At 64.4% G+C, this 25741-nt stretch carries 27 protein-coding genes; 15 read left to right on the top strand and 12 right to left on the bottom strand.

Annotation, left to right across the window (positions count from 1 at the left end):
- The first annotated feature begins 19 nt into the window (after positions 1-19).
- Together J7E80_RS00495 and J7E80_RS00490 are read left to right on the top strand one after the other, a co-directional pair.
- Complete coding sequence (locus tag J7E80_RS00495; protein WP_215049521.1) at positions 20-1225, top strand: polysaccharide pyruvyl transferase family protein; 1206 nt, start codon at positions 20-22, stop codon at positions 1223-1225.
- A gap of 6 nt (positions 1226-1231) precedes the next feature.
- Positions 1232-3286: a DUF6541 family protein gene (locus tag J7E80_RS00490; protein WP_215049520.1), complete on the top strand. Its 2055-nt coding sequence runs from the start codon at positions 1232-1234 to the stop codon at positions 3284-3286.
- On the opposite strand, the gene J7E80_RS00485 is transcribed toward J7E80_RS00490, so the two are convergent.
- Positions 3270-4328: an LLM class flavin-dependent oxidoreductase gene (locus J7E80_RS00485; RefSeq protein ID WP_215049519.1), complete on the bottom strand. Its 1059-nt coding sequence runs from the start codon at positions 4326-4328 to the stop codon at positions 3270-3272. The genes J7E80_RS00490 and J7E80_RS00485 overlap by 17 nt on opposite strands.
- Positions 4329-4493: 165 nt before the next feature.
- Between J7E80_RS00485 and J7E80_RS00480 the strand changes: the two genes are divergently transcribed.
- Both J7E80_RS00480 and J7E80_RS00475 read left to right on the top strand, forming a co-directional pair.
- Positions 4494-5330: an alpha/beta fold hydrolase gene (locus J7E80_RS00480; RefSeq protein ID WP_215049518.1), complete on the top strand. Its 837-nt coding sequence runs from the start codon at positions 4494-4496 to the stop codon at positions 5328-5330.
- A gap of 320 nt (positions 5331-5650) precedes the next feature.
- Positions 5651-6187, top strand: a complete 537-nt coding sequence (locus J7E80_RS00475) for a hypothetical protein (protein WP_215049517.1) — start codon at positions 5651-5653, stop codon at positions 6185-6187.
- Positions 6188-6283: 96 nt separating this feature from the next.
- Here the strand turns inward: J7E80_RS00475 and J7E80_RS00470 are convergent, their stop codons facing one another.
- The 4 genes from J7E80_RS00470 to J7E80_RS00455 form a co-directional block, all read right to left on the bottom strand.
- Positions 6284-8092, bottom strand: a complete 1809-nt coding sequence (locus J7E80_RS00470; protein ID WP_311380723.1) for a S8 family serine peptidase — start codon at positions 8090-8092, stop codon at positions 6284-6286.
- 374 nt (positions 8093-8466) lie between these two features.
- The gene (locus tag J7E80_RS00465) at positions 8467-8865 is read right to left on the bottom strand and encodes a cupin domain-containing protein (protein ID WP_215049516.1); all 399 of its coding nucleotides are present in this window, start codon (positions 8863-8865) and stop codon (positions 8467-8469) included.
- Positions 8866-9373: 508 nt separating this feature from the next.
- A complete protein-coding gene (locus J7E80_RS00460) occupies positions 9374-10105 on the bottom strand; it encodes a glutamine amidotransferase (RefSeq protein ID WP_215049515.1) in 732 nt (243 codons plus the stop codon).
- Positions 10106-10109: 4 nt separating this feature from the next.
- Positions 10110-10811: a FadR/GntR family transcriptional regulator gene (locus J7E80_RS00455; protein ID WP_215049514.1), complete on the bottom strand. Its 702-nt coding sequence runs from the start codon at positions 10809-10811 to the stop codon at positions 10110-10112.
- A gap of 135 nt (positions 10812-10946) precedes the next feature.
- Between J7E80_RS00455 and J7E80_RS00450 the strand changes: the two genes are divergently transcribed.
- The 5 genes from J7E80_RS00450 (at position 10947) to J7E80_RS00430 (ending at position 16028) form a co-directional block, all read left to right on the top strand.
- On the top strand, positions 10947-12410 hold the full coding sequence (locus tag J7E80_RS00450; RefSeq protein WP_215049513.1) for an SLC13 family permease: 1464 nt from the start codon (positions 10947-10949) through the stop codon (positions 12408-12410).
- Between the two features lie 92 nt (positions 12411-12502).
- Complete coding sequence (locus J7E80_RS00445) at positions 12503-13783, top strand: CaiB/BaiF CoA-transferase family protein (protein WP_251036256.1); 1281 nt, start codon at positions 12503-12505, stop codon at positions 13781-13783.
- A gap of 2 nt (positions 13784-13785) precedes the next feature.
- Positions 13786-15408, top strand: coding sequence for an acetyl-CoA carboxylase carboxyltransferase subunit alpha/beta (locus J7E80_RS00440; RefSeq protein WP_251036255.1), 1623 nt, complete (start codon positions 13786-13788; stop codon positions 15406-15408).
- Between the two features lie 43 nt (positions 15409-15451).
- The gene (locus J7E80_RS00435; protein ID WP_215049512.1) at positions 15452-15601 is read left to right on the top strand and encodes a hypothetical protein; all 150 of its coding nucleotides are present in this window, start codon (positions 15452-15454) and stop codon (positions 15599-15601) included.
- A 202-nt stretch (positions 15602-15803) separates the two neighbouring features.
- Positions 15804-16028, top strand: coding sequence for a hypothetical protein (locus tag J7E80_RS00430; protein WP_215049511.1), 225 nt, complete (start codon positions 15804-15806; stop codon positions 16026-16028).
- A 79-nt stretch (positions 16029-16107) separates the two neighbouring features.
- Here the strand turns inward: J7E80_RS00430 and J7E80_RS00425 are convergent, their stop codons facing one another.
- Complete coding sequence (locus J7E80_RS00425; RefSeq protein WP_215049510.1) at positions 16108-16302, bottom strand: hypothetical protein; 195 nt, start codon at positions 16300-16302, stop codon at positions 16108-16110.
- A gap of 48 nt (positions 16303-16350) precedes the next feature.
- Complete coding sequence (locus tag J7E80_RS00420) at positions 16351-16689, bottom strand: hypothetical protein (RefSeq protein WP_215049509.1); 339 nt, start codon at positions 16687-16689, stop codon at positions 16351-16353.
- A gap of 128 nt (positions 16690-16817) precedes the next feature.
- On the opposite strand from J7E80_RS00420, the gene J7E80_RS00415 reads away from it, so the two are divergent.
- On the top strand, positions 16818-17147 hold the full coding sequence (locus J7E80_RS00415) for a DUF6221 family protein (RefSeq protein ID WP_215049508.1): 330 nt from the start codon (positions 16818-16820) through the stop codon (positions 17145-17147).
- Between the two features lie 15 nt (positions 17148-17162).
- On the opposite strand, the gene J7E80_RS00410 is transcribed toward J7E80_RS00415, so the two are convergent.
- Together J7E80_RS00410 and J7E80_RS00405 are read right to left on the bottom strand one after the other, a co-directional pair.
- Entirely contained in the window at positions 17163-17762 is a 600-nt protein-coding gene (locus J7E80_RS00410) for a DUF1992 domain-containing protein (RefSeq protein WP_396020712.1), read from the bottom strand.
- Positions 17763-18018: 256 nt separating this feature from the next.
- Positions 18019-18222, bottom strand: coding sequence for a hypothetical protein (locus tag J7E80_RS00405; protein WP_215049506.1), 204 nt, complete (start codon positions 18220-18222; stop codon positions 18019-18021).
- Positions 18223-18578: 356 nt separating this feature from the next.
- On the opposite strand from J7E80_RS00405, the gene J7E80_RS00400 reads away from it, so the two are divergent.
- From J7E80_RS00400 to J7E80_RS00390, 3 genes are all read left to right on the top strand, one after another.
- On the top strand, positions 18579-18947 hold the full coding sequence (locus J7E80_RS00400) for a hypothetical protein (RefSeq protein ID WP_215049505.1): 369 nt from the start codon (positions 18579-18581) through the stop codon (positions 18945-18947).
- Entirely contained in the window at positions 18868-20052 is a 1185-nt protein-coding gene (locus J7E80_RS00395) for an ROK family protein (protein ID WP_311380722.1), read from the top strand. Before J7E80_RS00400 ends, J7E80_RS00395 begins: the two co-directional genes overlap by 80 nt.
- A 605-nt stretch (positions 20053-20657) precedes the next feature.
- Positions 20658-21413: a matrixin family metalloprotease gene (locus J7E80_RS00390; protein ID WP_251036254.1), complete on the top strand. Its 756-nt coding sequence runs from the start codon at positions 20658-20660 to the stop codon at positions 21411-21413.
- Between the two features lie 15 nt (positions 21414-21428).
- Here the strand turns inward: J7E80_RS00390 and J7E80_RS00385 are convergent, their stop codons facing one another.
- Together J7E80_RS00385 and J7E80_RS00380 are read right to left on the bottom strand one after the other, a co-directional pair.
- A complete protein-coding gene (locus J7E80_RS00385; protein WP_215049503.1) occupies positions 21429-21653 on the bottom strand; it encodes a hypothetical protein in 225 nt (74 codons plus the stop codon).
- Between the two features lie 108 nt (positions 21654-21761).
- Positions 21762-21998: a hypothetical protein gene (locus J7E80_RS00380; RefSeq protein ID WP_215049502.1), complete on the bottom strand. Its 237-nt coding sequence runs from the start codon at positions 21996-21998 to the stop codon at positions 21762-21764.
- 507 nt (positions 21999-22505) lie between these two features.
- Between J7E80_RS00380 and J7E80_RS00375 the strand changes: the two genes are divergently transcribed.
- Together J7E80_RS00375 and J7E80_RS00370 are read left to right on the top strand one after the other, a co-directional pair.
- Positions 22506-23219: a TetR/AcrR family transcriptional regulator C-terminal domain-containing protein gene (locus J7E80_RS00375; RefSeq protein WP_311380721.1), complete on the top strand. Its 714-nt coding sequence runs from the start codon at positions 22506-22508 to the stop codon at positions 23217-23219.
- Between the two features lie 24 nt (positions 23220-23243).
- Positions 23244-23474, top strand: coding sequence for a zinc-ribbon domain-containing protein (locus J7E80_RS00370; protein WP_215049500.1), 231 nt, complete (start codon positions 23244-23246; stop codon positions 23472-23474).
- An 873-nt stretch (positions 23475-24347) separates the two neighbouring features.
- Here the strand turns inward: J7E80_RS00370 and J7E80_RS00365 are convergent.
- Complete coding sequence (locus J7E80_RS00365; protein ID WP_215049499.1) at positions 24348-25646, bottom strand: Nramp family divalent metal transporter; 1299 nt, start codon at positions 25644-25646, stop codon at positions 24348-24350.
- Between the last annotated feature and the right edge of the window lie 95 nt (positions 25647-25741).

Here is a 25741-nt window from a genome sequence, read left to right as displayed (position 1 = left end):
GGGCGATATAGTTTTCACCATGCAGTCGGGTCTCATTTATCTGGTCGGCCCTTCGGGCAATCCCAATTTCGGCGACGAGTTCATCGCTGCCGCCTGGCTCAAGTATCTGGCCCTCGAGCGTCCCGACGCCGAGGTCTGGTTGGATTGCCCGCAGCCAGGCCTTGCGCAAGTCCTCTTCGACGGGCTGCATCCGCGCCTCCGGGTCACGAACACGCTGTGGCGGCTGGTTCACGAAAACGCCGACTTTCCGTTCGAAGCCGCCGCGGATACGATCCGGGCTCGTGTTACCGGGCTCGGTTCCCCTACCTACGACCTTGGCCTCCTCAAATTGCGGGAGGCGGAATCGCTCCATCTCATCGGCGGAGGCTACATCAACGAGAACTGGTCGCAGCATGCCGGACTCGTCGTGGGAATGCGCGCGGTCCGCGACATGACGGGTGCCCGCCTGATCGCAACCGGGCAGGGGCTGATGCCCCTGCTGACTTCCGCTCCTGCCGAAATGCCCCTGTTCCAGGGATTCAGCCATGTCACGGCGAGGGATGAAGCCGGGGCCGAGGCCTATGGAATCGACCGCGGGCTGGACGATGCGTTCCTGGGCGTGAACGCGGAAATCGCCCGTACCGAGGCAGAACCCGGGCTCTATGTCTGCATCCAGAGCGACACGGCAGATGCGGAACGGTTCGAAACTGCCGCCAAGCTGGCCCGGACGGCCGTGGAGAAGGCTGCCGGCGAGGGCGTCAAAGCCTTTTACGTTGAGGCCATTCCTGGCGGCGACCGCGCTGCCTACGAACTCATGGCCGACCTCATTCCCGAAGAACGGTTCCTCCCGTTCTCACATATCTGGACCCATGGCCTTCCCCTCTCCGACAGCCAGACCTGGGTCACGAGCCGCTTCCACTTCCATCTCCTCGCCGCCGCGGCGGGCGCCCGCGGCATCGCCGTCGGCATGAAAAAGGGCTACTACGACGTCAAACACGAGTCGGTCGCAGCACTGGGAAGCGGGTGGGCGCTCGCGATGGACGGTGACGAACCTCAGATGCCGCAGCATAGCGGTTCCCTCAAGGCGGACCTGGCCTCGTTCGTGGCCCAGAAGCGGGCAGAGGCCGCGAAAATCTACCCTCGGCTGGAAGCCCAGCCAGGCCAGCGGTCTTCCAACGCCACAAAACTCCTGGGCATGGCCTTGGGCACGACCCGGAGGAACAAGGTCCGGCACGGAGCAAGTTGACCGACCATGCATTTATGGCTTCCCGGGCTGGCATCTCCGGCTCTCACCACTGTGCTTCTCCTCGCCGCGTTTTTCCTTCCGGGAACCTTGGCGCTCCTCCCCCTGAAGCCCGGTTGGCCGGCTGCCATCGCGCTGGGCCCGGCCGTCACCTTGCTGCTCTACATGGCGGGAACGTTGGCCGCCGATGCACTTAACCTCCCCTGGAACCCGGCAACCGCCGTCGGGGTTGTTGCGCCGCTGATTCTGATCCCGTGGTTAATCGGCCGGAGATTCAGGCTCCGCAGCACGCTGGTTCCTTCCGGCCTGACGACAGCAACGAAGATTGCCGTGGCCGCCGGGGTGACCATCGGCTCCGCTGTCACCTGCCGGGCCCTGCTCCGCGGCATCGGGAATCCATCGACCGCCTCGCAGGGATGGGACCCGGTCTTCCACCTCAACGCCTTGCGATGGATCCAGGAATCGGGCAATGCAACACCATGGGGCATCGCCCCCATCTTCGGCGCCGGCCGGCCCACCTATTACCCCTCCGGCTGGCACAGCGCGGTGGCCCTCTTTCCCGACGTGACAGAGGCCGCAAACCTGTCGTCGGTCATCATCGGCGGCATCATCTGGCCGGTCGGACTCGCTTTCCTGGCCGCGATGATCCTGCCGCGGCATCCTGCGGCCTGGGCCGTGACGCCGTTGCTGGCCGCCTCTTTCATCAGTTTCCCTTCCGCCCAACTGCTGCGGAGCGGGCAGTGGCCCAATGGCCTCGCCACTGCCCTCGTTCCTGCCACCGTTGCTGTGGCCATACTGCTTCTGCGGCGACTTGCCGGTGGAGAACGCGGGCAGTCCCCGCGCACGGAATTCGTCCTCCTCGGGGCCGTCTGCGCGGCGGCTCTGGCAGGCTGCGTTGCTGCCCATCCAAGCAGCGTCTTTGCCGTGGCGGTCATTGTCCTTCCCTTCGCGGTGGCTGTTGGTGTTCCCTTCTTCCTGCGGGGACTTCGCCGCCGGCCCTGGATCACCGGGGCGGCCACCGGCGTCGCCGTTATCGCAGCCGTGCTTGCGTATTCTTCGCTGGCCGGCTCAAAACTCCTGGCGGGCGTCATGGCCTACCGTCGCCAGGTGCGGGCGGAAATTCCCGACTCCTTGAATCTTGCCCTGTTCGATCTTCCGCAGTTCCCCGCCGTCCATGCTCCGTCACCGGACGACTTCAACCTTCTGGTGGGTCTGCTGGCGATACTCGGCGCAGCCGTTGCTGTCTTCGTCAAGGACGCGCGGCCGCTTGCAGTCGCCTGGCTGGCCTTTGTGGCCCTGTATGTTCTTGCGGCCGGACCTGAGAACGGGCTGAGGTGGCTGACTGGCTTTTGGTACAAAGACACGCAAAGGATCGCGCCCTTCATCGCCATGGCCGGGAGCATTCTGGCGACGCTGGCCATCATTGTGCTCATTAAAGCCCTCACCCGCGCCGCGTCCGGCATGCTGCCGTCCCGCATGCTGCCGCCCAGCACGCTGCCGTCCGGCCCGGCGCCGCGCCGTTGGGACACGCAGTCGGTCCTCTTCGCCGGCTGCGTCATGGCCGTCATCGCTGCGATCTACCTCGGTTCGGCCGGCTACAGGTCTGCTGACCGGGTTGCCGTTGCCGGGCACAACTACATCACCTCCGGGCGGCCCGGACACGGCGTCCTGTCCGCCGGCGAACAGCACTTCATTCAGCAGGCCGGAGCCATGCTGCCTGCCGATGCCGTGGTGATCGGGGACCCCTTCAACGGGGAAACGTACTTTTATGCGCTCACGGGAAGGCATGTCGTCTACACCCAACTGGGGTCGCCGACGTCGTCGAGCGCAGCCAAAGAGCTGCTGCGCACCGGCTTCAGCCGGCTGCACACGGACACCTCAATCTGCGCCGCTGTGCGCAAGGTCGGGGCCACCCACTTCTACCAGGACGTCGCAGGGGGATCACACGGGAGCGCCAGCCTGAAAACGTGGCCGGGTTTCTACAACGTCTCCACGGAACGGGGCTTCGAGCAGATAGCCGCCGCCGACGGACGGGCGCTGTACAGGATCACCGCCTGCCGGTAGACCGCCCGCCTTCCACCTTCGGCTGCCAGCCAAGGGCTGGCGCGACGTTCGTGGCGATCGTCGCGAGCATTTTGGCGTTGTACTCCACGCCCAGCTGGTTCGGAACGGTGATCAGCAGGGTGTCGGCGGCCTGCACGGCTGCGTCCGTGGCCAGCTCCGCGGCGATGACGTCAGGCTCACCGATGTAACTCCGGCCGAACCGTGCCAGGGCCCCGTCCAGGGCTCCTACCTGGTCCCGGGCCTCGCGCAGGGCGCTGAGTCCGAAGTACTGGCGGTCCTCGTCGTCGGCAAGGGGCACGATGCTCCGGCTGACCGAGACGCGCGGTTCGCGGCTTTGGCCGGCCGCCGTCCAAGCCTCCCGGAAGAGCGCGATCTGTTCTGCCTGCAGCTCGTCAAACGGCACCCCGGTGTCCTCCGTCAGCAGCGTGGAGCTCATCAGGTTCATCCCGAGTTCGGCCGCCCAGACAGCCGTCTTGCGGGTTCCGGCGCCCCACCAGATCCTGTCGCCCAGTCCCTCCGAGCGCGGCTGGATGGGCAGCAGGCCGGTGACTCCACCGGCGTACCGCGGATCTGCCTCCACCACTCCAGCCCCTGCCACGGCCCTCCGGAACTCCGCCGTATGCCGGCGCGCCATGTCCGCGTCGCTCTCCCCCTCGCGGGGGACATGGCCGAAGGCAGCCGCACCATTCCTTGCCGGCTCGGGTGAACCGCGGCTGATACCGAGCTGCAGCCGGCCGCCGCTAATGAGGTCGGTGGCGGCAGCCTCCTCCGCCATGTACAGCGGATTCTCGTACCGCATGTCCACGACGGCGGTGCCCAGTTCGATCCGGTTGGTCCGGGCGGCGATGGCCGCGAGCAAGGGGAACGGAGATGCCTGCTGCCGGGCAAAGTGGTGCACCCGGAAAAAGGCGCCGTCGATGCCCAGTTCCTCCGCTGCGACGGCCAGGTCGATCCCCTGCAGCAGGGCCTCACCTGCCGTCCGGGTGCGCGAACCCTTAACCGGGCCCCAGTGGCCGAAAGACAGGAAGCCGATGCGTTTCATGCCCTCTCCAACGCTCCGGCAGGTGCTCCCATTCCTGCGCGAGGAGTTCCGCGCCGGCCGTTCCATTCCGGTTGTCACCGCCGGATCCCCGCCCGCCGGTCACTCCGGATAGGTTGGTAGCACCAGTAGAGGACGACCGTTCTCACCATACCGAAGGGACTGCTGATGGCTTACATCACTGTTGGACAGGAAAACAGCACCGACATCGAGCTCTACTACGAAGACCACGGCACAGGCCAGCCGGTGGTCCTCATCCACGGCTACCCCCTGGACGGCTCGTCCTGGGAAAAGCAGACCGCCGCCCTGCTTGACGCAGGCTACCGGGTCATCACCTACGACCGCCGCGGCTTCGGGAAATCCAGCAAACCGACCACCGGCTACGAGTACGACACCTTCGCGGCCGACCTTAACACCGTCCTCAACACCCTCGACCTGAACGACACAGTGCTGGTCGGGTTCTCCATGGGCACCGGCGAAGTTGCCCGCTACCTCTCAACGTTTGGTTCGGCGCGCATAGCGAAGGCTGCGTTCCTTGGCTCCCTGGAACCGTACCTCCTGCAGACCGACGACAACCCGACCGGAGTTCCGCAGTCGGTGTTCGACGGCCTCATCGAGACGGTCACAGCAGACCGCTATGCCTTCTTCACGGATTTCTTCAAGAACTTCTACAACACCGACACGTTCCTGGGGACACCCCGTCTCAGCCAGGAGTCCGTCAACGCCAGCTGGAACCTGGCGGCGAGCGCGGGCGCCTTCGCCTCGGTGGCGGCGCAGCCCACGTGGCTCACCGACTTCCGTGCTGACATCCCGAAGATCGACGTTCCGTCGCTGATCGTCCACGGCACGGCGGACAACATCCTGCCCATCGACGCCACCGGCCGGGAGTTCACCAAGGCCCTTCCGGACGCCGAATATCTGGAGATCGACGGCGCCCCGCACGGCCTGCTTTGGACGCATGGTGCTGAGGTCAATGAGGCGCTACTCCGCTTCCTCGCCAGCTAATCACAGGCACGTGATCGCCTAGGACAATGATGGGCGACGGCGGCGCGCTCCCGCCGTCGCCCGCTTCCTTCCCAGCAGGCAAGCCCAAAAGATTACAATCTTGGCCAAACAATCGCCCACACTCACTTCCGGGAGTAAAATCTGGAACTACCGGATCCAAGGAACTGCCTTGAAAAGGGATCCGTTTGACGGCACCCGCGTGCACGGGCGCCCCCTTCATAAAGCGGACAGGAACGGCTGATAAGCCTGCCACAAGCATCCTGATTGGCCAGCGCTGCCCGGACACAAACAGTACGTGCATCGTTATGCAGGAGAAAGATATGTCCATCACTGCGCCATCACGGGATCCCCGCTCTCTCGCGGCCAGGCTCGCGTTGGTTTCCACTGTTTCACTGGGACTGGTTGCCGGTCCCGTTGCTCTCGCTGGCCCGGCCAGCGCCGCGGGCTACGGCGATAAGCCCGACAAAAAAATTGAATGCTGGGTCCGCGCCCACGACGTGGATCATAAAGAGAAGAAAGCAGACTACGGCAGGTACTCGAAGGACAGCGCCGACGTTAAGTTCAAGTTCAGCGTCTGGTGTAACAAGAAAACGGACGTGAAGTTCGACCACTGGATCTTCCAAAAGAAACACGGTAAATGGGTACTGATCAAGGACCGCCATGGCACGATTAACAATGTCAAGGACAGGGTCACAAAGCACACCAACGCTGAGGTCAAGGACACTGGCCGAAAGGGTGGCGAGGAAAAGGTGTTCCATGTCGTTAAGATCAAGTACGACGACAAGAACGGCAGGCACTCCCACACGGTAACCAAGTATGACAGCGCTTATGGCACGGTCGATTTCGGACGCTACTAACATTCTCAGCCACTTCAGGCTGACTCGTCACCCAACTAACTGAACACCGGACAACGGCGGCACGAAAGTACCGCCGTCGTCCTCGTTAATGCTCCCTCAGAGAGAACCGGTGGTGAAGGTCCAACTGGCCGGCTTCAGCGGGTTGCCCGCCAGGTCGCGGATCGCTGCCGGTCCGCCGGTGACGGTGACTGTGTAGCTGGTCTTGGCGGCCAGGGTGGCGGACGGGTTCAGGATCCACTGGTTGGTGGTTCCGTAACGGGATACCGTCGCAGCCATGGTCGCGCCGGTGACCGAGTTCTTCACGTAGATGGTGCCAGTGCCGGCGCCCTGAACGGCTTCGCTGAACGTCACCGCAATGTTGTTCGCACGCCGGACGAGGGAGGCTCCGGGGCGGGGGGTTGTGCCTGTGATCACTGGCGCCGGCCCGGTGGTGAAGCTCCAGCTGGTCGTGGCCAGCGGAGTGCCCGCGGCATCGCGGACGGCTGCTGTCCCGCCGAGCAAAGTGGCCGTGTACTTGGTGTCGGTGGCAAGATCGGACGCAGGGTCCAGCGTCGCCGTGCGGGTGTCGGCGCTGTAGTTGACGGCCGCCGGGACGACGGCGCCGCTGGGGCTTTTCAGCACGAAAGTACTCCCGCTGATTCCCTGGACTGCTGTGCTGAAGGTGGCTGTGACGCTGCTGCCATTAGCCACGGCGGTGCTGTTCACCTCGGGAGTCCGGGCCGTGACGGTCGGGGCCGTGGTGATCGGGGCAGTGACAAGGCCTGCTGACGGGTCCGAGTACAGCAGGCGGTTCGGCGTGCCGGCCCCGCTGGCCGTGACTGTCCCAAGCGTCGAGCCGGCGACCAGCTGCGACGCTACCGCCGCGGGCGCCAGCCCCGGCGAGCGCGACAGAACGGCGGCAGCTGCGCCGGCCACGTGCGGAGTCGCCATGGACGTTCCGCTCATCGAAGCTGCAGCCGTCGTCGAGGTTATGCCGGCCGATGCGATTCCCACGCCCGGCGCGTACAGGTCAACGCAAGTGCCGAAGTTGGAAAAGGACGCCTGCCGGTCCGCGGAATCGGTCGCGGCGACCGTCAGGGCATCCGGCACGCGGGCCGGGGAGCTGTTGCAGGCATCAGCGGCGGAGTTGCCGGCCGCGACTACCGTGGTGACGCCGTCGTTGAGGAGGCCCTGCACTGCGGCATCCACCATGGCGCTGGCGGTGCTGCCCAGGCTCATGTTGGCCACGGCGGGCGTCCCGGCCTGGTGGTGGGTGGCCACCCACTCAAGGCCGGCAACGACGTCCGAGTTGAAACCGGATCCGTTGCAGTCCAGGACGCGCACGGGAATGATGGTCGCGGCCTTCGCCACCCCGTAGGTCTTGCCGGCAATGGTGCCGGCAACGTGGGTTCCGTGGCCGTTGCAGTCCCCTGTTCCGAGGCCATCGGCAACTGCGTTCCATCCGGCGGCGACCCTGCCCCCGAACTCCGTGTGGGAGGCGAGGACGCCGGAGTCGATCACGTAGGCGCTCACGCCGGAGCCTGGGTTGGCCGTGGTGTAGGAGCCGGACAGCGGCAGGGTGCGCTGGTCGATGCGGTCGAGTCCCCACGGTGCCGGCTGCTGGGTTTCGGCAACCGTCACGGGCGCGTCGAGTTCGACGCCGGCCACGCGTGCAGAGCGCTTCAGCTCCGCGGCCTGGCCGGGTGTCGCGGTCACAACGGCACCGTGCACCGCCTTCGAGAAGGTGCGACTGACGGCGATATTCCGCGAGCGCAGGCTCCTCGCCTCGGCCGCCACATCCGTTCCGGCCTCGTAGCGCACCAAGTAGCGGGCGGTACCGGCCTGCGATCCGGGGGTGTGGATACCGCCGGCCGTGGCAGCTGAGTCAGGTGCGGCGGTTGCGATTGATATCCCTGTGGACGTCACGGAAAGTGCTGTCAGCAGTGCGGTGGCAAGGGTTGGGCGGAGGCTGGACGAAGACCGAATTTTGGGTTCCTTCGAGAGGCTGGGACCGGCGAGCGAGGACCAGAAGACTGGCTAGATCCAGTGTATTTTCGGCCTTCGCAAGCGGTACCGGAACTGCCCCAAAGCTTCGGCGAACCTTGGAATCCTGTGAAAAGACCCGCGTAATCCTGCGCTTGTGCGGGTCACTCGGTGCAGGATTCGGCTGCGACGCGGGGTCACCGCCGTACCGGTTGAACGGCGTGCTGCCGCGGCCGAAGGCCGGGTACACGCCAGCCCGCGCGTTCCCGGGCGCCGGTCAGTCGGCCGTCCTTAAGTCAGTTGGGGTAGGTGCCCCGTTAGATCCGGGCGTGCTGCCCCCTGCTGGCAGGCCTTCCAAACGATGCCGCGCCCAGGAACTCAACGGCGACGAAAGGCTCGGAACCCACCACCCACTCGTCGTGGCCCGGCGGAATCGCATACGTGTCGTTGGCATGAATGATGGACTTCAATCCGTCTGGAGTGGAGATCTCCAGCGTTCCAGACAGGCAGAACCCGAGGTGGTTGTGCTCGCAGAAATCCGTCTGTTCCGTGGGTTTGGAGCACACGGACCAACGCCAGCCAGGGGCGAGGATGAGCCGGGCGACCGAGTAGTCGTTCACGGTGACGAGATCGACCTCGGCCTTGTCCGGGTACCGTTTCTTGTCCGGAACATCGAAGGATTTGACGGCGAAAGCTGTTACGAAATTGGCGGTCATTGGACGCTACCTGTGGCTAGAGTGAGACCTTATATTGTGGGCGCTCCAAAGCGGAGACAAGCTGTGGACTTGTGGGCTGCCGACCGTGGCCTGGCTTTGCGAACAACCCGCAATATGCGGCTGCCCCCTCAGCCCACCGCGTACAACAGATCCTTGTTGACGTAGTACAACGGTAGCCTTCCCCGGGCCGAAGTCAATGGGCAAAGATGGAGCCGGATGCGTTGCCGGTCAGCACTCTGAACCGGCCGGCGTGACCGCCAACTAAAGGGAGGAACAGGGTGGAGCTGCGGCAGATCGAGGCGTTCCCGGCAGTGCGTACGGCCTTACAGGCCTCGTCATCACGGGATCGCTTGTTTCCCAGACTTCCGATGATCGTCCTCATGGTCGCCATGCAACGGTATTGGCGCTGGGCGTCACCATGCGGTGTGAAGTAGCCCAGGCGCGATCGAGCATCACGCTAGCGGACGACGGCGGGGAAGCACTCGCCGTCGTCCTCTTGCGTGAGCGGCTACCGGCCGTAGATCTTCACGAAATTCCGCAGGATCTTCATGGGCTCGGTTGCGGTAAAGGTCCGGGCCGCTTCCATCAGCTCCTCTGCCGATTCCGGCGGGAAGTAGCCGGCGTGGCGGTAGATGTCAATCCTGGTGACGAGGCCCTCGGCGTCAAGCTCGGGGTGGAACTGGGTGGCGTACAGATTCTTCTTGATCCGGAACATGTGCACCGGGCAGGCCTCCGAACTGGCCAGCAGCACCGCATGGGAGGGAAGGACAGTGCAGCCTTCCTTGTGGCCGGTGAAGGCGGTGAACTCCGCCGGCATGCCTGCCAGCAGCGGGTCCTGCAGGCCCTCCGGGCTCAGGCTGATGGTCACGCCGCCCAGTTGCTCACCGTAGGTCCGGTCGATGACCGCACCCTGGTGCAGGCCCAGGGTCCCGACGCCGTAGCAAGCGCCAAGGAACGGGAAATCTTCTGCCACGATCCGGTCCAGCAGCCCGGACAGTTCGCGCTCCACCCGGTGCTGCGTTTCGGACTTCTTTTCTGGGGGGTCGCTGGAGGTGAAGGGGCTGCCACCGACGATCACGCCCGAATAGTCCTCAAGGTCAAGATGCGGGAGCGGCGCCTGCTCCAGCCGGATCCGCCGTAGCTGGTCCGGTTCCAAGCCGCCATAGCGCAGATAGGCCTCGTACTCGTCCTCGGCAGCAGTCTCCTCGGCCCGCGACGCGAGCAGCAAAAACGGTTTCACGGGCTTACTTCAGCAGGGCAACGTCGGAGACGAGATCAATATGCTCCAGCATCGCCGCCGCCGCCGCCTGGGAGTCCTGGGCCCTGATTGCGTCGGCGATTTTGCGGTGCGAGGCGAGTGACTGTTCGGGCCGGCCCGGCTGTCCGAGCGATTCAAGGCGCGTTTCCAGGATCATCCCGGCGATGAACGTCATGAGCTGGGCGAGGACCGCGGAATGGGCGGCGGCGGTGACGGCCTGGTGGAACAACTCGTCGCCCCGTGCCCCCTTGGCGCCCGAAGCCACTTCGTCCGCCATTGCCTCCAGCGCCTTGTCAATGTCTTCCATGTCTGCGTCGGTCCGGCGTGCAGCCGCGAGTTCCGCAAGCTTCACCTCGAGCGTGCTCCGCGCTTCAACAATCTCGGGGAGCCTGTTGCGGTGCTCTCGGAGGCCTTTGATCACCGACGGGACGTTCGGCCGGTAGACCAGCACTGCACCGGTGCCGTGCTGGACGTCGATCACGCCGAGCACTTCCAACGCCACGAGGGCCTGTGCAAGAGTAGCCCGCGAAACTCCCAGCCGTTCAGCGAGTTCGCGCTCGGCCGGGAGCGTGTCCCCCGGGCCCAGCTGGGCCGATTCGATGAAGTCCATGAGCTGCTCCACCAGCTGCTCATAAAGCCGCGGCCGCGACAGACGGGAGATCTGTTGCGTTGCTGTTTTCTTCGGCATTGCGCGTCCTTCCGGCGACGTCCTGCCACCTAGCCTACCGAAGAACTATTGACAAAGTCACCTAGTGTCTAGGAGGCTAGGCCAGTGAGCCAGTAATGCAAGTCACCTTCATCTCTTTGATCCGGAGGAACAACGATGTCCGCTCCCGTCCTATCCATCATCATCCTGGCGGTGATGTTCCTGCTGGCTACGGTGCTGCCCCTCAACATGGGCGCCCTGGCCTTCGTTGGCGCATTCCTGCTGGGTTCAGTCATTCTCGGAATGTCCACCAGCGATATCCTCGCCAACTTCCCCGGCGGTCTGTTCCTGACGATCGTCGGCGTCACCTACCTGTTCGCCATCGCGCAGAACAACGGCACCATTGACCTTTTGGTCCGGGGCGCCGTCCGGATGGTGGGCAACAAAGTGGCCCTCATCCCCTGGGTCATGTTCGCCATCACGGCGCTCATCACCGCAGTCGGCGCCCTATCTCCCGCCGCCGTCGCCATCATCGCCCCGATCGCCCTGAGCTTCGCGGCCAGGCACAAGATCAATCCCCTGATGATGGGCATGATGGTCATCCACGGCGCCCAGGCGGGCGGCTTCTCCCCGATTGCCGTCTACGGCGTCACCGTCAACGGCATCATCGCCAAGACCGATCTGGAAGCCAGCCCCATGGCGATCTTCCTGGCCAGCTTTGTGTTCAACCTCGCCATCGCTGTGGTGCTGTCGCTCGTCCTCGGCGGCAACAGGTTCCGCTCCACGAAGGCTGGCCGCATGGTGGAGCAGGCTGCAGAAAGCCGGATGTCCGTGAGCGTGGGCGCCCGCGCAGCCGGCGTCACGCTGCAGGGCTCCGGCTCGGACATTTCCCCCGCCGGCGTCTCCACCAATGGCACCGTCTCCACCAAAGGCACCGTCTCCACCAAAGGCACCGTCTCCTCCAAGGGCTCGTCCGAGGGCGCCGGCGCAGCCGCCACCTCCACTGAACCTGGAGCTGCGGCGTCCGCACCCGGCGCCCGTGGCTCCGTTCCCCAGCTCGTCACCATCGCCGGACTGATTGCACTCGCCGTCATTTCCCTCGGCTTCAAGGTGGACGTCGGCTTCGTCTCCATCACCATCGCCGTCATCCTGGCCCTCGTCTCCCCGGCAGCCCAGAAGGGCGCAGTCAACAAGATCAGCTGGTCCACCGTCCTGCTCATCTGCGGCATGCTCACTTTTGTGGGCGTCCTCGAGGAAGCAGGCACCATCACCTTCGTTTCCGACGGCGTGGCGCAGCTGGGAATGCCGCTGCTGGCAGCCCTGCTGATCTGCTACATCGGTGCCGTCGTCTCGGCCTTCGCCTCCTCCACGGCCATCCTCGCCGCACTCATCCCACTGGCGGTGCCGTTCCTGGCTACCGGCGAGATCGGTGCGGTGGGCGTCATCGCTGCCCTGGCTGTCGCAGCCACCATCGTGGACGTATCCCCCTTCTCCACCAACGGCGCCCTGGTCCTGGCCAACGCTCCCGAAGATGTGGACAAGGACAAGTTCTACAAGCAGATCCTGGCCTACAGCGGGATCGTGGTTGTTGCCGGACCGGCCATCGCCTGGCTCGTCATGGTGGTCCCGGGCTGGATGTAGCCCGCCCGGATACAGCCCTGCGCATTCCCCCGCTCCTGCACTCACCTGCCACCTACAGACTGCCTTGCACAGCCCGATAAGGAAGATCCAACATGAGCACTGAATCCACCCTCCGCACCGAAGGCCCGCTCTCGGGCTACCTCGTGGTGGACCTGAGCCGCGCCCTCGCCGGGCCCCACGCCGGCATGATGCTGGCCGATCTTGGCGCGCGCGTCATCAAAGTGGAGAGCCCGGGCACAGGCGACGATACGCGCGGATGGGGGCCCCCGTTCGTTGGTCCCGAGGACGATCCCCAGGCCACATATTTCCTGTCCTGCAACCGCAACAAGGAATCCATCGCCCTGGACCTGAAGAGTGATGATGGCCGCACGGTCCTGCGCGAGCTCCTGGAACGGGCGGACGTGGTGATCGAGAACTTCCGCCCAGGCGTACTGGACCGGCTGGGTTTCTCAGCCGCAGAAATGCACGCCCTCAACCCGGCACTGGTGGTCCTGTCCATCACCGGGTTCGGGCACGACGGGCCGGAATCCCGGCGCAGCGGCTATGACCAGATCCTGCAGGGCGAGGCCGGCCTTATGTCCCTGACCGGATCCGGACCGGAGGATCCGCAGCGGGTGGGCGTGCCAATCGCCGACCTCCTCTCCGGCATGTACGGGGCGTTCGGGACGCTCGCCGCGCTGCTGCAGCGCGAACGCACCGGCCAGGGGCAGATCGTCCGCACATCCCTGCTCGCGGCGCTGATCGGGGTCCACGCCTTCCAAGGCACCAGGACGACGGTCGCCGGTGAGATCCCGAAGGCGCAGGGCAACCACCACCCGTCCATCGCCCCCTATGGCCTGTTTCACTGCCGGCAGGGCAAGGTGCAGATCAGCGTGGGCAGCGAAAAACTGTGGACCACGTTCGCCGCGGCATTCGGGATCGACGCCGCCCGGCCTGAATTCGCCAGCAACGCGGACCGGGTGCGCAACCGGGAGAAAGTCATTGAAGAAGTGGAGCGGGTGTTCTCCGACTTCGAGGCCGAGCCCCTGCTGGCAAGGCTCAACGAGGCTGGCATCCCGGCGGGCAAAGTGCGGACGCTGGACGAGGTGTATGCCTGGGACCAGGTCCACTCGCAGGGACTCGTGATCGACGTCGACCACAAGATCCTCGGCAATGTAAGCCTGCCCGGCCCGCCGCTGCGGTTCTTCAGTGCCGCGGACACCGCCGAAACGACACTCAAGACGCATACCGCACCGCCGCTGCTCGACCAGGACGGGGAGCAGATCCGGCAGTGGCTCGGTCTGGTCCCCGGAGCCGGAGCCGGCGCAAGCGCAAGCGCAAGCGCCGGATACGCAGCCGCCGAAACGGGCCACCAGAACGAGGAAGGCCGCTGAGGATGCCGACACAACAGCAAGTCCGTCACCTGGACGCCACTGAACTCATCGCTGCCGTGCTGGATCCCGGCTCCTACCGGAGCTGGGACGCCCCGGTCGTGGACCCGGACCCGGGTCCGGAATACCGGCAGGAACTGGCGGCGGCCCGGGCTAGAACCGGCGTGGACGAATCCGTCCTCACCGGTGAAGGCCTCATCCGCGGACGCCGGGTGGCCGTCATCGTCAGCGAGTTCCGTTTCCTGGCGGGCTCCATCGGGCTCGCCGCTGCGGAACGCATCGTAAACGCCGTCGAGCGGGCAACGCAGGAAGGGCTTCCGCTGCTGGCGGGACCTGCCTCCGGCGGCACCCGCATGCAGGAAGGCACCATCGCCTTCCTGTCCATGGTCAAAATCAGCGCGGCCGTCCGGGCACACCGTCAGGCCGGACTGCCCTACCTGGTCTATCTCCGCCATCCCACCACCGGCGGCGTCATGGCCTCCTGGGGATCACTCGGGCACATCACCGTGGCCGAGCCTGGCGCCCTGCTCGGATTCCTGGGACCCAGGGTCTACGAGGCGCTCTACGGCATCCCCTTTCCGGAGAATGTGCAGGTGGCAGAGAACCTCTTCGACAAGGGGCTCGTGGACGCCGTTGTCCCGCCCTGGCAGCTGTCCGACGTCGTTGACCGCGCCTTGAGCATTCTGGTCAGCGGCCCGAACCCGCGCGTCGCTCCGCCTCGGACCCTGTCGGTGAAACCGTCGAAGGCAGGCGCCTGGGAATCGATTGAAATCTCCCGCAACCCGCGGCGACCGGACCTGCGTCAACTGCTGGCGCACGGGGCCCGGGACGTGCTTCCGCTCAACGGGACGGGCCAGGGCGAGAAGGATCCTGGCCTGCTGCTGGCCCTGGCCCGCTTCGGCCAGAAGTCCTGCGTGGTGATCGGCCACACCCGGCCCCGGCCCTCGCAGCAGACAGCCATGGGTCCGGCGTCGCTCCGCGAGGCACGCCGGGGCATGCGGCTGGCCGAGGAGCTCGGCCTGCCATTGCTGACAGTCATCGACACCGGCGGCGCCGCGCTGTCCAGGGAAGCCGAGGAAGGCGGCCTGGCAGGGGAAATCGCGAGGTCCCTGCACGATCTGATCGGGCTCAACTCGCCCACAGTTTCCGTGCTGCTCGGCCAGGGAGCCGGCGGCGGTGCGCTGGCCCTGCTGCCGGCAGACCGGACCATCGCGGCCCAGCACGCCTGGCTGTCCCCGCTCCCGCCCGAAGGCGCCAGCGCCATCGTTCATCGGAGCACCGACTTCGCGCCAGCCATGTCCGAAGCCCAGGGCGTCAGCGTCGCGTCCCTCTACGCCAGCGGGCTTGTCGAGCACATCATCGACGAGCGCGGCATTGGCGATAACGGCGACGCCGCGCTGGAGGCCAAGGCTTTCTGCCAGCGGCTTGGACAGGCAATAGAGTATGAACTCGCCACCCTTTCCTCCGCCGGCATCGGAGAGCTGCTGCCGCAGCGGCTGGACAAATACCGCAACCTCGGCGGACTCGCTGCCCCGTCCTTGATCTCACCGTCATCGCCGGACACTTTCGGTGCTGTGACGCCTGGGCTTCTTGACAGCCCGCGCATGCAGGAGCTAGATGAACATTGAGGGATGGCCTACAGCACACAACGCCAGTAGAGGAGCGGCAGTCATGAGTGAAAATCTGGAAGGGATGCAGCGCATCCACAGTGAGGCTCCTGCCGAAGGGGACGAAACAGCCGACCCTACCGACCTCCGAATGCACTCGCAAGACCCCGCCGAAGGCGCTGATTCCGTGGACGAACCCCTCAGGAAGACGTAGCGGGGTGGCGGGCCGAAAAGCAGGTAATTAAGCCATGCGCTGGCAGTGCGTGGACAATCTGCTGGAACGCATTCCATAGAAAAACAGGTATTAGCTCTCCCGTCATCACGCGCTAACATGTCCGCGTGAGACCAGATAGCGAGAGTCCATACGACTGGCCCTCAGCACAGAGGGCAGCCACTCGACGAGGAGTCATGTAGGCATGAACAGTCACGAGTACGGCGATTCCCAAGCCAGCCGCCCGCAGGACCACAGCCGGGAACGGGCCGACCTGAGAACTGGCCACGTCCGCGAAGATGTTGCACGTTCAGGCCGGTGCGGCAACGTCCACTTGGCCACCGGCCGGACCTGCATCCTCCCTGCACGGCATCACGGTTCCTGCGAATTCGTGGGGTCACGCGAGGCCGGGGAAGCTGCGGGTCACTAGGACGCGTCAAACGGAAGGCAAGAGCAGCCTGAGCGGCGGCAACCTCAGATTTTATTGAACATCTATGCGCTTTGCGTCGTCAGTCGTCACTGCCGACGCCGATAGCGCGCGGCGAGGGGCCGAAGCCGAGCTCAGCGCGCTCGCCGCGCCATTCGCCTCCGGCCTTAATCCCGGGCAGTTCCGCGCCGGAGGGCTCGGCGGCGACGGGCTCCGCACCGGCGGGGCTCCGCACCGGCGGGGTCGGCGCCGGAGAGCCCAGGACAGCGGACTCCATGACCGGCGACTTGCAGCTCGTCGCTGATTGATACGAGCGGCTGGCATCTCAGGGCGGAGCCGGCTCGCCTGCCAAATCAGCCGCCGCCGTGAGGATCCAGCGCTCGCTTTCCGGTGCATGGCTGATCACCATGGATGCACCCATGCTGCCGGCCGCGTCTATTGCCGACACCAGCGAATCCTGCATTTGCTGCGCCTGGTCAAGCCTCTGGGCCATAGTGCCCGGAAGGTCGCTGTTGTCGATGAGGACGTGGGGCCTGCCGTCGATGACGACCTTCAACGAATAGCCCTTCTCCTCGTGGACGGATCCACGGGAGCATGCGATTTCTGTTATCTGGTCCGCACGGACCAAGCTGTGGCTGATCGTGCGAAGCCACACGCCGCCCATTGAAACTCCTTTGCTCGCCAGCGCGGAAGGAAAGTGTTCCACAGTGAAACCGTAGCCCGCGAAGCCCCGGTTGTAAGCCCCCAATTGTCCCCGTGTTCCGCCAGTGCAGCGGGGCGTACTCTCGGATTGTGGACATTGTCGAATTCCTGTCCGCGCGCATCATGGAGGATGAGGCCGCGGCCCGGAAGCTGCTCAGAGACAAGACACTGTCCAAATCTGCCCGGTGGTACGAAGAGCGCCTCCTCATGGAGTGCGCGGCAAAGCGCCGGATCATCGGCATCATCGAGGCAGCCCGGCAGAACGCCTTGGCAACTCTGGTCAGCAAGCCCTTTGGGGAGGACATCCAGTGGATTCCGGAGGCCCTGGAATGGACCACCTTGTCCCTGAATGCCTTGGCGCTGCCTTACGCCGACCATCCTGAGTTCGAGCCGGTCTGGCTGACCACGGGCAGGGATTAGCAGGATACGCATGAATTAGGAGGATCCGCTCCAGATGCGCCGCCACCACGAGCGAGTGGGCTCCGGCTCAGGGGGTGGCGCTGCCGCAGCAGCGGCCGACCGGCGCTCCTGCCATCGTCGCACTTCATCATCGGGGTCGCGGGTTTTGGTAATCACCGGAGGGCCGCCCTGGAGTTGGCGCCGTGCATCGATGACGCGTGTGTTGAAGTCCTCCACGATGTCGCGTACCTGCTTTTCCGAGTACTGGGAGTCCAGCCGGGCATCCAGCTCTGTGTCTTCGGTGCGGAGGAGGATGGCTTTCGGACCTATGCCGGTGATGTTTTCACGCTGAATCAGGCCCTTCACCCACCAGTCCGGGTCATAGCCCTCCCCGAGGCCGGGAATCGGCTTGCCGGCGTACTTCAGGTTGTCGAACTTCCCCTGGGCCATGGCGTCGCGGATCAGGAATTCAACCCTGGCGGCGTCAGAAACGTTCTTCCGTCTTTGTCGCTCTCCGTCCTCGGCGGCATCGAGCTCGGCCTGTTCCTCCGCCGTGATGCCGGCGCCCCGGACGGCGCGCAACTCGGACATCCGTTCCATCCGGCTATTGAACTCGCCGGCTGTCCCGCCGCTCATCATTCACCCTGCCTTAGGCCCGGATTTTCCCTGGCTTCCAGTATTGCGGCGGGCAGCTCGCCTTTCAACGGGCGCTAACGGGAACCGACGACGGCGGGCGCCTCCCGCCGTCGTCGCCCTGCGTAACAGTCCAATATCTGCGGCGGACAGCGTTGGCCCGGACATGACAACCATCGGAATCATCGGAGCACGGACACTTGGGTGGCCAACTGTCGAACTGGCTCGTAGGGCCCAGGGATCTGCGGGCAACCCCGCACTACATAGGATCGGGCCAGTTTCCGATAGCCTCGCGGACATGGCTGACTGTAGCCGGCAGGTCAACGGCTACGTGTCTGCCTTTGCGGATGGGACCGGCGGGCCGCGGCGCGGAGGGGGTGACGGAGGCCGCCACAGCGTCATCTTCATCAGCATCTGCCATGGCTTCAGAGGTGGCTGGAACCTCGGCCCTCGGATTCTTCATGGTTGGATCGTTCCCTCCGGCAGTTTTCCGTGGCGGCCGCCCAGTCCGGTGTGCGCGGATCCATCGCTGTTTCCGCAGACACTCGACCACCTGATGCACTAACAGTAGGGTTGCGCGTGCTCTGAGGAACCCGTAGCCACTACGCGATTATTTAGCTGAGTAGCTACTTACCCACTCGGCTCAGCGTCCTGCTGTCAATGGCGAGTTGTTTCTGCCCACGGGCGGCCACTAAAGGTGCCCGCTGGTGGCCAGCAAAAACCGCCCGGTGATGGCCAACAGATCTGCCCACTGAGTCGTCACCCTGGCCAAATCGCCGGACATGTCTGCCGGTTTTGCGTCTTCGGGATTTCCGTCGCTTGCGTGCCCGTGGCCGCGCCGCCGCAGGCAGTCAGGGCCAGCAGGACAGCAATCAAGGCAACGCCCGGCATCGTCGATGCCAACAACCAGGAGAAATCGATGGATTTTTAGTTCGATCCTTCCTGAGATCGGGCTCCACCCAGCAGCTCAAGCACCTGCCGAACGTCTCGAAATGGACCTGCGAGGAAAAGGGCAAGCCGGCCATCAACGGCATCACACTGCCCAACGTCCAGGAAGCCCTGACCCAGCTGGACTCCAAGCGGATCGACGGCGTCTTCTACGACGCCAGTGCCCTGGCCTGGGCACAGGTCCAGCAGCCCGACTACTTCACTGTCCTGGAGGGTGAACTTGATTGTGGAGACCAGTAATTCCGCAGAGGGGCCATTGCGCCAAATCGTCGCCGCGCTGCCCGGCTGTGTCCAGAATGGCACTACGTGGTCGGGGACACCAGAATCAAGGAAGATTTTCATGGATTCTCTTCTCAAGGATTCTATTGAAGATCGATTGAAGGCTCCCGTGATCCTTGAGAGCGATGCCAGTGCGTCCCTCCGGGGCATCCTGAAGGATGATGCGAGCATAGGGAATGCTGTTCTGTTCATGCTTAGTACGGTGCTGAGCTTCGCTAGTTGTACTGATCATGAGATCGCCCTGGGGCGGACCTCTACTTTCCGTGATCTTGGTGGTGTTCTCTTCTGCGGCGTTGGCAACGAGACCCTCGATGGGCTGTTGAGCACAAAGGGTCTCCTCCAATTCGCCGGGGGGCGGGGACTGGACCTGGAGGGCGTCGAAGCGCTCTGGTCCCAGCCGCAGGAGGCGGCGTCCCGCGCGGAAGTCGTAGAGGCGTTTACGACGGCGATCGTGACCGCTGTCGGTGCCGTTGCAGCTACGCTGGACCCGGAATCCGTGTATTTTGTGGGCCGCTTGAGTCCGCTCGTGGACGAAGTCCTTCCCGAGGCGCGCTGGACTGGCGCAAAGACTTCCCATCGTCCGGAGATCAGGGTCGTCTCGCAAGTGATCGGACTATCGGTGGCCCGGGGAGCGGCGTATGCCGGACTTGCCTTGGCCCAGTCCCGGCTCCGGGAATCGATGCTCGAGGACCGTCGCGAGGGTCAAAGCCTGTGGCAGGCAATACATCGGGACTTCCAGGGGTATTACCTGAGAGGCTGGTGTGTGGTTGGCTGCAGTTTGACGCTGGTGCCCTTAGGGAAACAGCTCTTCCCATCCATCACGTGGCTGTGTGTGCAAAGGTCCCGCTCCTGGCGGCAGCTGGTCAAGGGTGAAGCCGCAGAAGCACCGGTACGTTGTTCCGGTCCCGGCCGTGCCAGCGACGGAGGCTCCGGCTCGTTCCCCGTCCCGGGGACCCACCATTCGCATTGGTTCACCGCAGTGAATGTGTTCCGCGATCATCCGTTCGAGCCCTGCGTCAGATTCGATGCCCCTGGGCGTGACGGACTTTGCAGACATGCGCATTAATTCACCTGTTCATTTTTGAGTTGGTGGAGTGGGATGCGGGTACGTGCAAGATACTCCCGCGTCCACCGTAGGAACCGCGGTGGGGTGCGGTCAACGGACGTGATGGAATCGAAAGCCTCATCCCCACGTCGTTACGCCACTGTAACTGCCCCTCAAGTCCTGTGTCCGATTTGTGCAAAAACCTGAGGCTTCCTTGCGGTTTTCCTGAGATATGCCTGTTAGCGTGGCTCACTCGCGCAGTGCGACAGCCACTCTTCCATTGGGGGAATACATGCTTGCTAACTTCGGTCCGTCAGCCCGTAAAAACCGGCTGGCGCCGGCGTTCTGTTAGCCCTTACGAAGAGATGCAGAACTCGGACTCCGACCGATGGTCCAGCCATCCCGCCGACCAGGCAATGGTTACGGTCGGCGGGAGGACGGTAGCTGTACGGCGTTCCCCCAGTGGGCGTATTCCACAGTGGGCCATCGATGAGGCGTTGGGCAACACGGATGACCCTGCGCTGTGGCGCACGGGCACCTATCCCGGACAGCCGCTATCTGGTCGCCCAGTCGGACGGCCTCGCGGGATCCGCCCCTGGCGCCGATGGTTGGTCATCGGGCTGAGTTTGGCCCTGCTTGCAGGCCTGTACTTCACTCCGGCGCTGTTCGACCGCTATGTGCTGCCGGCCATCCTTCCCTATCTCCCGGGCAGCCCTGTGCCGCCTTCAGGAGTAGAGGCCTCAGATATTCCGCTGGGGCAGGCCCCGGCCAGCACCGGGTCGCTTGCCTACAAGCTGCAGGAATCACCCGATCCTGGACAGCCGTACGCCGCGTATGATCCCTGCCGCCCTGTCCACTATGTCGTCCGGCCGGACAATGCACCCCCGGGGGCAGACCGGCTGATCGAGGAGGCCGTCGCCGAGGTGTCCGCCGCAACCGGGCTACGGTTCGTGTACGACGGCAACACCACCGAGGCTCCCAGCGAGGAACGAGAGTCGTACCAGCCCGACCTGTACGGCAAGAGGTGGGCGCCGGTGCTGATTGCATGGTCCACGCCCGATAAAAGCCCCGACCTGGCCGGGGACGTGGACGGGCTCGGAGGAAGCGCCTACGCCTATATTCCCGGGCAGCCCTACGTCCTCGTCGCCGGCCAAGTAGAACTCGACGCTCCTGACTTCAAAGAGACGCTGGAGTGGCCCGACGGTCACGCCTACGCACGTGCCGTCATCATGCACGAACTCGCTCATGTTGTGGGGCTGGACCACGTAGACGACCCAACGCAACTGATGTATCCGGAAGGGACGGGGGTAACCACATTTGCGGACGGCGATCGTGCCGGCCTGGCGCTCCTGGGCAGTGGACCATGTGTCCCCCAGCTGTGAGCCGGCGCCAAGCCCTCACATGTTCTCTGTCCGGGGTTCCTCATCCGGTGCCGTCTCAGGCTCTTCGCTGCGGTCCAGGACTTCCCATACGATCACCGACACAGTGACGGCGGCCGCCACAACACCCGCAATGAGCCAAGCGGTCCTGGAGACGCGACCGGTCGATCGGAGCTTCCGCTCCGCACGGCTCAAGGCCTCCCGCGCGTCAATTCTCTTCGCAGCCCTGTTCAATCTGATCATCTCCGCCTTCCCGGACTCTGGTGTTTTCGGCCAGCCTACTGGCCCTCAGAAAATACCCAAAAAATAACAAAGCGCCACATCACCTGGGCATTTCCATCTGGACCGGCATTAGTCGCCGGAGCGGTCCAGTACGGTGGCAATGAAGACTGCAGTTGTGGCCAGGACGCGGGAGGCGCCGCACTTCGAACAGTGGATGGCGGCGGCCAGGGTTTCCCGCCGACGGTCCATCATGGCGATGGAATCGACAAGGAGGTGCTGGTCTGTGTCGCAGTCCGCGCACCACGGGCGTCTCCCGCGGGGCTGGTGGGCGTCCAGCGGGAGATAAGTGCTGGAGACAGTGCTCAACGGTCACACCAAGCCCGGGTAGCTCGCCAGAATGTAATCCGCCGCGGCTGGCCCCTTCATGCGCAGCCCGTTGGGCCCCGGATGAATCCGCTTCTTCCTCATGGCAGTCCAAAAGACGCCCTCGGGGCGCGGCACTGCCTGTCGCAGGAAACACCAACTGGTGTACAAGCCGTAAAGGCAGTCCCGGCCGAGAGTTGAGTCGGATCGGTCGCCGGTAGTCGTGGCTTCTTCAAGGAATTGGTCGAACTGCGAATTTGCCATGGGATGGCCCTTTTCCGCGGGGTGCGTCATGTGCCGCCATGTGGCTACAGCAGCTAAAGCTTCAATGCAGTGCACAGGGCACTGAAGCGGGTCACCCGGATCAAGCATGTTCGGGAAACGTGTGTAGAAACATGTCTACGCCGTAGACTTTACGCGTAGACTAGATGGGAAGCAAGCTTCCTATCCTCGCTGACAAAGAAGCGACTGGACAAGAAGCGACGAGGCGAGCAGGCCAGGATGGAAACAGTGCAGCCCCCAACGAAACGGGACAGTTCCCCCGCCTCGGGCGCGAAAACGAGGCTCAGCCGCGAGATCGTGCTGACCACTGCACTGGCACTCGTGGACTCCGAGGGACTCGATGCACTGACCATGCGCCGCCTGGGGCACGAACTCGGCCGGGACCCGATGAGCCTCTACCGCTACGCGGCCAACCGCGCAGCGCTGCTGGATGGAGTGACGGAGCTGGTCCTGAACGAGCTTGCCATCTTTCCGAACGACCCGGACTGGCAGGCGCAGCTCCGGAAGATTGCCCATGACCTGCGCCTCCTGGCGCTGCGGCACCCGAACGTCGTGCCGTTGCTGGTGACCCGTCCGCTGTCCACGCCTTTGGGCCTGCGGCCGCTGGGGACGCTGCGCCCGCTGGAGCAGATTTTGTCGTTGCTGACCGACGCCGGGTTTGAACCTGCCGACGCACTGCATGTCTACCGGGCGTACTACGGGTTCCTGTATGGCCACATCCTCAATGAACTGCAGGAGTTCATCGTTGACCCTGAAGAAAACGAAGCCCTGCTCCGCCTGGGCCTCCACCGGTTGCCGGCGCGGGACTTTCCCCGCCTCCGCGCCCTGGGCCCGGTACTCGCCGACTACGACGGCGCGGCTGAACTGGACCAGGGCATCAGCATCCTGCTCTCGGGCCTTGCAGCTCCCCTCGCCCACGCCGAAAGCTCAACCGACGACTGATCGGCACCCCAGAAAGGGCACCACATGTTTATTCTCTTCGGGCTCAAGACCGCGCTGCACGCCCTGCCCGGCCGGGCCGCGACGTGCCAGCGCTGCCGGTCTTTCGTTCACCACCATCTCGAAGAACGCGCCACGAAGTTCACGCTCTTCTTCATTCCGGTCTTCACCACTTCCAGGTCCTACCGCATCACCTGCTCCAATTGCGGCCAGATGTCCTCCATCAGCGCCCGCCAAGCCAGGGCGCTGGCCCGGTAGGGAGAGCGAGCCAGCAGGTTTCCCGGTTGGGACCGGGCCGGCGCGACAGTGCCGTTCATTCACGAGCAGACGATCTGGCAAACGGCCCGAGCAGATGGTCTGGGCGCCCTTGTGGACGGCCAAGGGCGGTGCTATAAAAATTTGTATCAGCGGAGGATTGAACTCGAGGCGAAGGAGAGTCACCGAAAACAGATCCACGCCTAATGGACCGGGACGGGATGCCGGAACACGCTAACGCTGCCTCTCGGGGCGGTTAAGTATCTGCGACGCCACAGCGCCTTGTAGCGCATAATGCAGCAGCAGCGCGCGGACCAACCCTCCCGCAAAGTGGTCCCCGGCCGCCCAGGCGGTCGGGGACCGCACTGTCCGGGGGCACATGCCCGAGGTAGGGGAATCGGCAGTTCCCGGAGCCTCGCGAGTGAGTGTTCATGGCGGCGGACGCCCTGCCGCCCCTCTCGATTGTTGTCGCATTGAACATGCGGGCCTGAAAATTCGAAAGAGCCCAGACCGGTCTCAGCAGAGGGCCGGCGTCAATTGCTCCGCTCAGGCCTGTGCGGGGTTGTGCCACCAGCCTTCCCAGGCGGAGGATGTCAGCTGGCCTTGGGGGAAATCAGAACTGGATACGGCCCCGCCGAACTGGGATGTTCCGTCATTCTGGCGGGAACTGAAAAACAGGCTCAAGCTACTCCGGAGCATTGTCATTTCCTTTCGATGTCGGATCACGTCTATCAAGTAGGAATTAGCGTAGCCAGCGGATGTTTCATTGCGACGACTGAACGTTTCTGTTGTGTATCCAGAAGCTCACACAGCAAGACAAGAGGACGACGGCGGGAACTTCCCGCCGTCGTCCTCTGGCCTTTGCGAGTGGCGGCACTAGCCCAGGAGCGAAGTGATGAGCCGCAGCGAGGAGGCCACAATGGCGATGAGTCCGATGGCGCCAAGCAGGTTGTGCCACCAGCGGTTGCGGAGGTCTCCCATGAGGGCGGTCTTGTTGCTCATGATGACGATCAGAATGCCCAGCAGGGGTGCGATCAGCACGGTGAGGGATTGGGCGATGATGATCAGGCCTACCGGCGACGCCTGGAACGAAAGGGTGATGGCCAGGCCGAAGGCCAGGATGACGGCCGTGAAGATGCGCGCCGTGGGCGATCCGGCTGCGGCTCCACGGCCGAGGGCGTCGGAGAACATCGTGCCGCCGGCGGTGGCGTTCGCGATCATGGATGAGAAGGCCGCCCCTGACAGGCCGAGGGCGAACAGCATGGACCCGACAGGCCCTGCCAGGGGCGCGAAAACGGAGGCCAGGGCGTTGATGGTTCCGGCCTCGGCGCCAGTCTTGCCGAGCACGGAGGCGGCGACGATGATGACGAGCGCGGTCATGATGCCGGGGGCTACAATGCCGGGGATCGTGTCGACCAGCGTGATGTCGCGGTAGTCGGCTCGTGAGCGGCGGTGTTCCTTAATGCCGTAGGAGTTGTAGAAGGCTGCGTTGATGGAGAAGTTGGTGCCGACAAGTGCCACGATGAGGATTTCGCTGCCGGCGGGCAACTGGGGAACCATTCCTTCAAGGGAGCCGTACCAGTCGGGCTGGGCGACCACGGCGCTGGCGACGAAGGCGAACGCCATGAGGGCCACGATGGCCAGAAGGACTTTTTCTACGATTCCGTAAACGTTGCGGAAAGCCAGCACGAAGGCGACGGCTGCGGTGCAGACAACGGTCCAGAGGACGGGGGACCCGCCGAAAACCAGCGACAGCCCAAGACCCGATCCGACCGCGTTGCCGACGGAGAACATGAGCGTGATTCCAAAGACGCCGAAACCTGCCAGGACGCCCACCCATTTGCCCAGATGGTCCTTGATGGAGGTGATCAGGGACGTGGGTGTGGTGATGCCCAGCCGAACGCTCATGTCGGTGAAGGCGATCATGAGGATGGTTGATAGGGCGATGACCCAGACGAGCGTGTAGTCGTAGCGGCTGCCGGCCTGCACGGCGGTGGTGAGGTTGCCGGGGCCGAATTGCCAGGCTCCGACCACGAAGGCCGGGCCCATGAGTGCGAGGTATCCGAGGAAGCTTCGGCGCTTGGCCCTTGGACCCGACGTCGAACTGTCCTGATGCGTGTCCGCCTGCCGTCCATGTTGGTCAGGCAGCGGAATGGTGTTGTTCGGCTGGCTCATTTTCGAGTCCTCCTTCTACAGCGGCGTTGCTGTGGGTCGTCGTTGACCGGATTGGAGTAAACAGCTGGGGAAGGATGGCGGGCTGCTGGGCCCGC

Source organism: Arthrobacter sp. ISL-28 (assembly GCF_018613875.1).
In the GTDB taxonomy this organism is placed as follows: Bacteria; Actinomycetota; Actinomycetes; order Actinomycetales; family Micrococcaceae; genus Arthrobacter.
The sequence above is the reverse complement of the archived record's forward strand: the minus strand, read 5'-3'. Positions and strand labels throughout refer to the sequence as shown.